The sequence below is a fragment of the Desulfitobacterium sp. THU1 genome (assembly GCF_038181555.1).
Taxonomy (GTDB): domain Bacteria; phylum Bacillota; class Desulfitobacteriia; order Desulfitobacteriales; family Desulfitobacteriaceae; genus Desulfitobacterium.
In genome coordinates this window covers 1-7,944 of record NZ_JBBWUA010000035.1, presented here as the reverse complement: position 1 = coordinate 7,944, position 7,944 = coordinate 1, and the positions used below count along the sequence as shown (strand labels likewise).

Genomic DNA, 7,944 nt, shown 5'->3' with positions numbered 1-7,944 from the left:
TTAGGCACGCCGCCAGCGTTCGTCCTGAGCCAGGATCAAACTCTCCATAAAATTTATGAAGAAAATTTGATTGCTCAAATTGTCTTTACTCATTTGACGAGTCATTGGCTGTTCCTTGTTGTTTAGTTTTCAAAGACCATTGCTTTGTTGCGTATTCTCGGTGATGGGACTTGAAAAATCTCGTTCTCACAACCGAGCGCTTGATTATATTATCATAATGACAACTCAGTTGTCAATGCCAAAAATACTATAATATTGTTCCTTCTTTCAATATTCTTATACACTTTTTGCACGTGATTGATTCTCAAGCGACAATTCATTACAAATGGAAATCATACTCGCCTTCCGAGTTCCCTCTTAATATTATCATATTCTGAATCCTCTAAGCCATATAACGCTTTCACTTCTACATCGATAGCATCGTAGAGGGATTGGACTCTATCAGGATCATGGCACCCCAAAATGCCATCCACTTTTCGAACAATATTAAATTGTTGCTCCGTAGCCAAGAGAGGTATAGGTAATTTTTCGATTTGGGAACGTAAGATTTTCACAGAATCAAAGCGTTTATTGAAATAGTATTGAACAACTCTAGAGTTTAAAATGGCAAGGATATATTTAATAGATACATCCTCAATTTTAGGAATAACGATATTCGCGCTATTTAAGGTGAGCGCTTGAGTAGAATCGTAAGCAAAAACCAATTTCCCCCCGATGAAACGATAGATCAACTTTTCCTTTGCTCTATAGAGATTAATAGGTGCTATTTGTTGATATGCACTAGGCTCGAACCTTAAGAAATTTTCAGCAGGTCGACATTTATATTTAAATACGTCATTCCCTCTATAAATTGGTTCAGAAAACTCATCATTAATATTAGAAAGAAACTTCTTATTATCTCCTGTTACAATCCCTAAGGCAAAATCAGCTTTGCCTTTTAGATGGACAGCTTTATCTGCGGATTCTATTTTTTGCAACAAGGTGTATTCTTCATCAGTCGGTTTAAAATTCCAATTGGTTTGATCAAGAACTCTTTCATTATCAATTTTAAACGCACTATAGTTTGTGACAACTTCCATCCCCTTAAACCACGACTCTTCTTGCCCCTTTTCCAGAGTTAAGGTTATTGCCGGACATTGTACCCCGTCAAAGGCATCATCCCAATAACGAATGCGTTTAATTATGGCTCTACTCCATAGATAATCACGCAAAGGCTGATGAATTTTCACGTTGAGAAGAGACTGCGGCAAAACAAATGCAACTCTGCCTCCTTCAATTACATTTTTCAAAGCAAATTCTGCGAAAACACAAAATGATTCGACGGTCTTTGTTTGGGCAGAACAATAGTCTTCCTTTAATTTTTTTTGTTCCTCTGCATTGTAGTTGAAACCCCAAGGAGGATTACCGAGAATGACATCAAACTCAGAATGCGATTCGCAAAGTAAAGCATTCTGGCAAATGAAATTACTATAGAGCAGCTCAATACTAACCGTCTTGGTCGCTAATGCCATGTTGATACGGGTCAAAGATACACTTAATGGATCAATATCATAACCGTACATTTCAGCCAAGTTTTTTATATACTTATATGCATAGACTAAAAAATTCCCTGTCCCACAGCAGGGATCAAGAAGTTTACAATTTTTATTAAGATGGGGTATGAGCTGATCGATGGTATCCCTTACGATAGTTGAGGGAGTATAATATACACCCTGAGACTTGCGTTCTCCTATATTCTGCAAGGACATATACAGGAGGCCTAATACATCTTGATCATCAATATATGTTAAAGGAAAGCATAGTGTCGGAGACAAGAGGCTGATTTTCATTTCAAGATCCTTGACACCCTCAAGAAGATCACTAATCAAAGGATAATAACAGCCGGCAATATCTCTGTTTTTTAGATAATCTGCCAATATACAATTCTCGGGATTCGCAAGATTTTTGGCAAAAAGCGCTCCTCCTTTCCCTGATTCACTCGAATTCATGCTACGACTGTTCAATAATTTCAACGCATATTCTGCCAATATCACGCGCGCGTAATCTTCCGGTAAATCGATAGAATTTGTCTGGGCTATAATCTTCTCAACAATATCGATATTCACTTTGCTTTGAATATAGTTTTTTGGTATCACTGCTCCAGAAACAAAGGTTTTATTACGACGGGTTTTTAGATTGGGTAAAGCTCCACTCTTTATCTGCATTAAAAGCGCTTCAACTTCACCACGAAGAAAAATACTCTTCTGCCCGAGTTTCACAATAGGTTTAAGCTTATTGCTCCTAACCCAATTTTTAGCTGTAGCCTTAGATATAGATAGATAAGCACATACATCATTGATATTCATATATTCTTCTTTGCTGATAAAATCGCTTCTATCCATGATAACCCCCAAAAACAAAAAACGCCGCAAACCCTTGCGACGTCTCGACTACTTATGGAGCGGAAGACGGGATTCGAATTGGCAGGGAACGTTTTTTAGATTTGTATAGAAACGTGTATCCCTTGCTACAGACGGATTTGTTTAAACTCCATTTGGTTCTAATTGGTCGCAATAAAACGCTTTTTATTAAAAATCTGTCCAAGAATCTGTCCACGCTAACGCTAAATTCAAACTATGTGCAAGTTCTTAAATCATTTTATCACACCGCTTTCACTTAGAAAAGAATTAGGAAGGCATTAGTACAAAAACAAAACTAGCTAAAATCTCGTCTTCATGATTACCTACTTTATCCTATACACGATAATCAGGATAGCCGTCCGGAATGGTGTCAAGGAGGCTACAGAAGGCTACGAGCGGCGCCTATATGAGATCAAGCTTTTGCTCATTGCAATACCTAAGGAAAAATATAAACCAGAGGAATAAAAATGAGCCCCGGGTACAACAAATTGAACTGCTCACTGTTTACTTGACAGGGGGCAGTTCACTCCCACGGGGCTTTCTACATCTTATACAAAAACTACTTGCACGTCTGCAGCTCAAACTTTATCTCATACCGCGCCATCTTGCCATCAATCTCGCTCTGGCTGCTGTAGATCTTCATCCTGTTGCCGGCTAGCTTTTCCTCGTGTGTCTCGACAATCTGCTCAACGTCCATGACTTTGCCATCGTAAACAAAGCGAGCAGGCTAAGGCAGGATTGCCATGCAAATCGAAGCTTGTGACCGTCTCCACTGGTGCCATTATGACTTTCATTGTATCACCTCTCAAACATTTTAAACCTCCTCACAAAACAAAAAAGCCCTACCCTCCAGGTAGAGCCCTCAATCATATTGCTACTCGATAATACTGATTCAATAATACATCTAGCTTCTGGCTTAGTTCTACAACTTCCGGATCAGTCAGAGGTTTCCGCTTCCCTAATTGGATTAGCTCTCTACGCAGTTCTTCAATAGATATTTGCAAGCATGCGACTTGGTAAGACACTGTAACTTAACTTCCTTTCATTGGAAACTCACGAATTCTATTGTACCGTAGGGTTGTCCATCGAATCTATAGGAAGTTTTGTCAGATCTTGTCACTTGATGCAATCGGGTCATACCATTATTTAATAGTATTATAAATTCCACAGATGCCTATCTTGACGGTTCAGCTCTTTGTTTAATCACATAAAAAGAAAGCCGAAGCTTAGGCTCCGGATATAAAGGAAATCTCATGAATCAATATAAGATATGGACGAAGGTGACAAGAGGTTACCGCTTGTCCATGATATTAGGATCGGATGTCCATGTCTGCAAATACTCAAAGTGTGATAAGATTGTTATAGATAAAAATTGCTGTTGCGAGAAACATGATAATACTTATAGGAAAGCTAAGGAACGGGCCAGAAAAGCAAAACAGAAAGATTCGCAAAAAGAGTAGGACGTTCTTACTGCATGCAAAAAAGAGTTGGTTACTAGCCAACTCTTTTTATTTCCAGAAATATAAATCTGTCCAAAATCTGTCCAAACCTTAAAAATGAGCATAAAAAAAGCGCTACAACCCTTGTAGCGCTTACATTCTTTATGGAGCGGAAGACGGGATTCGAACCCGCGATCCTCGGCTTGGGAAGCCAATGCTCTACCGCTGAGCCACTTCCGCGTGACAATAAATATTATAGCAAAAAATACCGAACAGTCAAGTATTATTACGCCCTCGCCACTTTTTTAACTCCCGGCGGGCTCCGGAGATCGTCATGGGAATACGGTCTAGCTCAAAGTCATCTTTATTCGCTAATATCTCCATGAGATGCCCGACTCTTGGTAGCCTAAGGTTGACCCTGCGCAAGGCTTCTTTTTGAGCAAATACTTCTTCACAGGTTCCTTCTAAGCATATTTCACCTTCATCCATAACAAACACATAATCACAAAAGAGCGGAACAATATCGATGTCATGGGTAGCAATAAGTATGGTTAAATCCATTTCTTGCTGAGTTTCTTTTAAGAGCTTGAGAATTTCCGATATTCCCTTAGGATCTAACCCAGCCGTTGGTTCATCCAATACCAAGATCTGGGGTTCCATAGCTAACACTCCAGCGATTGCTACACGTTTTTTCTGCCCAAAGCTTAGTGCATGGGTAGGCTTATTGCGCAAGTGAGCAATTCCTGTTCTCTCCAGAGCGCGCTCCACCCTGCTTCGCACTTCTTCCTCTGGTAACTGAAGATTGAGTGCTCCAAAGGAAACATCCTGATAAACACTAGCCGAGAAAAGCTGGCTATCCGGATCTTGGAAAACCATCCCCACCGACTGCCTCAGATCAAGGAGTCCCTTTCGAGAATAATTCACCGGTTGCTCATTAAAGAAGACAACACCCGAGGAAGGCTTTACAATTCCATTGAGATGATGAAACAAAGTGGACTTACCTGCACCATTGCTGCCCAACAATGCAGTTACTTCCCCTTTCCGGATCTTTAGGTTAATTTCTTTGAGAGCATGCGTCCCATCAGGATAGTAATAATGGAGATCTTTTAATTCCAAGATAGTTTCATTCATTTCTTCAGCTTCATCCTCATCTAACATATCTCTACTTACCTTAGGGCCATAGCTAGAAAGATTAATATCCCGTTCATCCCTACAGCTATGGCGAGTAGTGACTTATTGCCAACATGTGGTTCCTCCAGAACTCGAATTTCTCCATCATATCCCCGAGCCTCCAAGGATGTATATAGCTCATTGGAGCGTTTGTAAGCGCGTATAAACAAGGTCGAAACTAAGCTCCCCATCGAACGATATCCAGAAACTAGGTTGACATAGCCCAGTCGAGAGCTTTGGGCGGTAAAAATGGTCCCTGCCGTCTCCAAAAGTACAAAAATGAAACGATAGATCAGCCCCATCATCTCTATCATCAGCTTAGGAAGTCGAAGCTTTCGTAGTACGGAAAACAAATCCACCATAGGAGTGCTCAGAGCTAGAAAATATAAGCATGATACAGAGCCTAATGCTCTTAAAAATAGATCTATGCTTTGCTGCAGTCCGGTTTGCGTAATACCTAACCAAAAATCTGCTAAAGGTATGGCAATAATAAAACTCTGTTGCTTAGCCGAGAACCCAATCGCAATGGTTAAGGCACCTATTATTAAAAAAACCATAGGTATCGACATTAGCTTCAGAAAAAAAGTTAGGGGTGTACCTCCGCGGATAATAGTAATGCCACTCATAATCATAATTATGGTTATGGAGATAAGACGATTATCCGCCCAAAGACTCACCCCCATCGTCAGGATGGCGATGATAAATTTCTGCATCGGATCGATGGCCTTGAGCTGAGAAGCATATGCATATGTATCTGTATTAAGCATTTTTCACAGAGCTCCTTTCGCACCATCTTTCTACAATCACCGAATTCTTGTTCTATTTTTTACTGCGTCCTTTAAGATATCCCAATCCAAAACCAAGCAAACCTGCGCCAAGAGCAGCTTGAAGCGCAAAAAGCAAGCTTTCTATCTCCCCGCTAGCCGGTTCAAAGAGCGGTGAAAACCATGGCTCGTAGTCGGCTTGTATCTTCATGATTTCTTCCTCAGCCAATCCATCTGCTCCATTAAATTCAGCATTCTTGAGGAGAAGCAAAGGAGCAACAGTAATTAGGACAACAAGTACTAGTAACAATATATTCACTTTTGCATTAAATTTCTTTGGTTTTTCAACACCAGAATTAGCCATATCTATGCCTCCTTAGCGAAAAGATTAAGTTCTTTCATTTCTTCTTTTCCATAACTAGCCAAGGCATTGAAGATAATAACAGTTAATATTCCCTCGCTGATAGCTAAAGGAATCTGTGTCACGGCAAATATCCCCATGAACTTCGTTAGAGAAACCGCAAAACCTCCGACCTCTGCCGGAAATGCTAAAGCAAGTTGCACTGATGTCATCATATAAGTAGCTAAATCAGCTAAGGACGCGGCAAGAAACACGCGCAGCCATTGAGGACCCTTGAGCTTTTGCACAAGTTTAAAAACGCCATAGGCTACAAAGGGACCGACTACCGCCATTGAAAATGCATTGGCCCCTAAAGTCGTCAGACCTCCGTGGGCCAAAAGCAGCGCTTGAAACAAAAGCACAATTACCCCGATGACAGTCATCGCTGTAGGGCCAAAAAGAATCGCACCAAAACCTACCCCAGTTGGATGAGAGCTACTCCCCGTGACCGAAGGTAACTTCAAAGCCGATAGGACAAAAGCGAACGCTCCTGCCATGGCTAAGAGTATTTTTAAACGAGGATTTAGCGACATGGTTTTCTTAATTGAAAATATACCTAATACTACAAAAGGAATGGTTAATGCGCCCCAGGCAATTGCCCAGCCAGGTTGCAAGAAACCTTCCATGATATGCATGGCAGATGCTTTGTATGGAAGAAAAAGCATCATCAAAAATAAGCCAATAAAGAGCTGTAGGCGTTTGGACATAATTTTCACTCCCCGCATTCTTAATTGCAAAGTAAAATAACACAAAAAAACCCTTTGCCAACGGAAAGGGTCCATTATCCTGAGCTTGATACGAATATCTCGAACATGATATCTACCTCCCTAACATCCCGTAGGTTGTTTGAACTATGGAGGCGAGCAGGTTTCCTGGCTTAAGTTCCTCATTAACCCACGTCTTCCCAGATAAACTCCAGTGACATCAGTGTGGGCTAACTCCCTCTTACAGTGGCGGGCACCGCGTCAGATCGGCTGACTTCCCTTAAGATTTTTCTTGCGAAAAATCAAACTCTTCCTCGTTTCAATTATAAGAACATTATAGCAAGTTTCTATATGAAATGTACATAACCATGAAAAATCTTATCAATAATATTATTAGCATTTTATGCGATCCATCGCAAGATGACTATGCAGTTGCTATAATAAGAATAGGTACCCATATAATAGCAATATGATCTCATAGTAAAATAAGAAGGTTGAGGTGCATGACAATGCAAAGTAATATTCAGGAATGTCTAAATCAAGAGATTTGGGCGGTAGTCGGAGTTTCAACGAATCCAGCCAAATTTGGCCATAAGGTATACAAAAAACTAAAACGATGTGGCTACACGGTCTACCCTGTTAATCCAAAGCTTAGCGAAATAGATGGAGATCCTTGCTACCCCTCATTAAGCGCACTACCTATCCTTCCCGACGTCGTCAGCATCATCGTTCCACCCTCAGTAACTGAGCAAATAATTGAGGAGTGTGCTCAACTTGGCATCAAAAGAGTGTGGATGCAGCCAGGCGCTGAATGTCAAGAGGCCCTTCGTAAGGGACGGGAAAAAGGCCTAAAGCTCGTAGCAAACGAATGTGTTTTGGTTCAAGCTCAACCAAGATAATAAAAACCGCACTGATATGACAGTGCGGTTAACATTTCCTATGGAGCGGGTGATGAGAATCGAACTCACGTAACTAGCTTGGAAGGCTAGCGCTCTACCATTGAGCTACACCCGCAGGTGTGGTAGCAGGGGAGAGATTTGAACTCTCGAATGAGCGGGTATGAACCAC

The 7,944-nt window shown here is 40.9% G+C and carries 8 protein-coding genes, 2 tRNA genes and 1 riboswitch; of the genes, 1 reads left to right on the top strand and 9 read right to left on the bottom strand.

What is annotated here, in order from left to right; all coding sequences use genetic code 11:
* Window positions 1–332 precede the first annotated feature (332 nt).
* The 8 genes from AAC978_RS16055 to AAC978_RS16020 all read right to left on the bottom strand — a co-directional run bounded on the left by AAC978_RS16055 (window position 333) and on the right by AAC978_RS16020 (window position 6,879).
* Window positions 333–2,381 (bottom strand): TaqI-like C-terminal specificity domain-containing protein, encoded by a 2,049-nt coding sequence (locus AAC978_RS16055; protein WP_341549085.1) that lies wholly within the window; start codon window positions 2,379–2,381, stop codon window positions 333–335.
* 704 nt (window positions 2,382–3,085) lie between these two features.
* A complete protein-coding gene (locus AAC978_RS16050) occupies window positions 3,086–3,208 on the bottom strand; it encodes a hypothetical protein (RefSeq protein WP_341549084.1) in 123 nt (40 codons plus the stop codon).
* A gap of 57 nt (window positions 3,209–3,265) precedes the next feature.
* Window positions 3,266–3,403 (bottom strand): Spo0E family sporulation regulatory protein-aspartic acid phosphatase, encoded by a 138-nt coding sequence (locus AAC978_RS16045; protein ID WP_445900321.1) that lies wholly within the window; start codon window positions 3,401–3,403, stop codon window positions 3,266–3,268.
* A gap of 600 nt (window positions 3,404–4,003) precedes the next feature.
* Window positions 4,004–4,078, bottom strand: a tRNA-Gly gene (locus tag AAC978_RS16040).
* A 36-nt stretch (window positions 4,079–4,114) separates the two neighbouring features.
* Complete coding sequence (locus tag AAC978_RS16035; protein ID WP_341549087.1) at window positions 4,115–4,969, bottom strand: ATP-binding cassette domain-containing protein; 855 nt, start codon at window positions 4,967–4,969, stop codon at window positions 4,115–4,117.
* Between the two features lie 35 nt (window positions 4,970–5,004).
* Window positions 5,005–5,775, bottom strand: a complete 771-nt coding sequence (gene cbiQ / locus AAC978_RS16030; RefSeq protein ID WP_341549081.1) for a cobalt ECF transporter T component CbiQ — start codon at window positions 5,773–5,775, stop codon at window positions 5,005–5,007.
* Window positions 5,776–5,827: 52 nt separating this feature from the next.
* Window positions 5,828–6,136, bottom strand: a complete 309-nt coding sequence (locus AAC978_RS16025) for an energy-coupling factor ABC transporter substrate-binding protein (protein ID WP_341549080.1) — start codon at window positions 6,134–6,136, stop codon at window positions 5,828–5,830.
* A 2-nt stretch (window positions 6,137–6,138) separates the two neighbouring features.
* Entirely contained in the window at window positions 6,139–6,879 is a 741-nt protein-coding gene (locus AAC978_RS16020; RefSeq protein WP_341549079.1) for an energy-coupling factor ABC transporter permease, read from the bottom strand.
* Between the two features lie 138 nt (window positions 6,880–7,017).
* A riboswitch (cobalamin riboswitch) is annotated at window positions 7,018–7,203 on the bottom strand.
* Between the two features lie 182 nt (window positions 7,204–7,385).
* Between AAC978_RS16020 and AAC978_RS16015 the strand changes: the two genes are divergently transcribed.
* The gene (locus AAC978_RS16015; protein ID WP_341549086.1) at window positions 7,386–7,775 is read left to right on the top strand and encodes a CoA-binding protein; all 390 of its coding nucleotides are present in this window, start codon (window positions 7,386–7,388) and stop codon (window positions 7,773–7,775) included.
* 41 nt (window positions 7,776–7,816) lie between these two features.
* Here the strand turns inward: AAC978_RS16015 and AAC978_RS16010 are convergent.
* A tRNA-Gly gene (locus AAC978_RS16010) sits at window positions 7,817–7,890 on the bottom strand.
* Window positions 7,891–7,944: the final 54 nt, after the last annotated feature.

Excerpts from the sequence above, each read along its gene's own strand:
- cbiQ (WP_341549081.1), bottom strand. The coding sequence starts at position 5,775 with ATGCTTAATACAGATACATATGCATATGCTTCTCAGCTCAAGGCCATC.
- AAC978_RS16015 (WP_341549086.1), top strand. The coding sequence starts at position 7,386 with ATGCAAAGTAATATTCAGGAATGTCTAAATCAAGAGATTTGGGCGGTA.
- AAC978_RS16025 (WP_341549080.1), bottom strand. The coding sequence starts at position 6,136 with ATGGCTAATTCTGGTGTTGAAAAACCAAAGAAATTTAATGCAAAAGTG.
- AAC978_RS16035 (WP_341549087.1), bottom strand. The coding sequence starts at position 4,969 with ATGAATGAAACTATCTTGGAATTAAAAGATCTCCATTATTACTATCCT.
- AAC978_RS16020 (WP_341549079.1), bottom strand. The coding sequence starts at position 6,879 with ATGTCCAAACGCCTACAGCTCTTTATTGGCTTATTTTTGATGATGCTT.
- AAC978_RS16055 (WP_341549085.1), bottom strand. The coding sequence starts at position 2,381 with ATGGATAGAAGCGATTTTATCAGCAAAGAAGAATATATGAATATCAAT.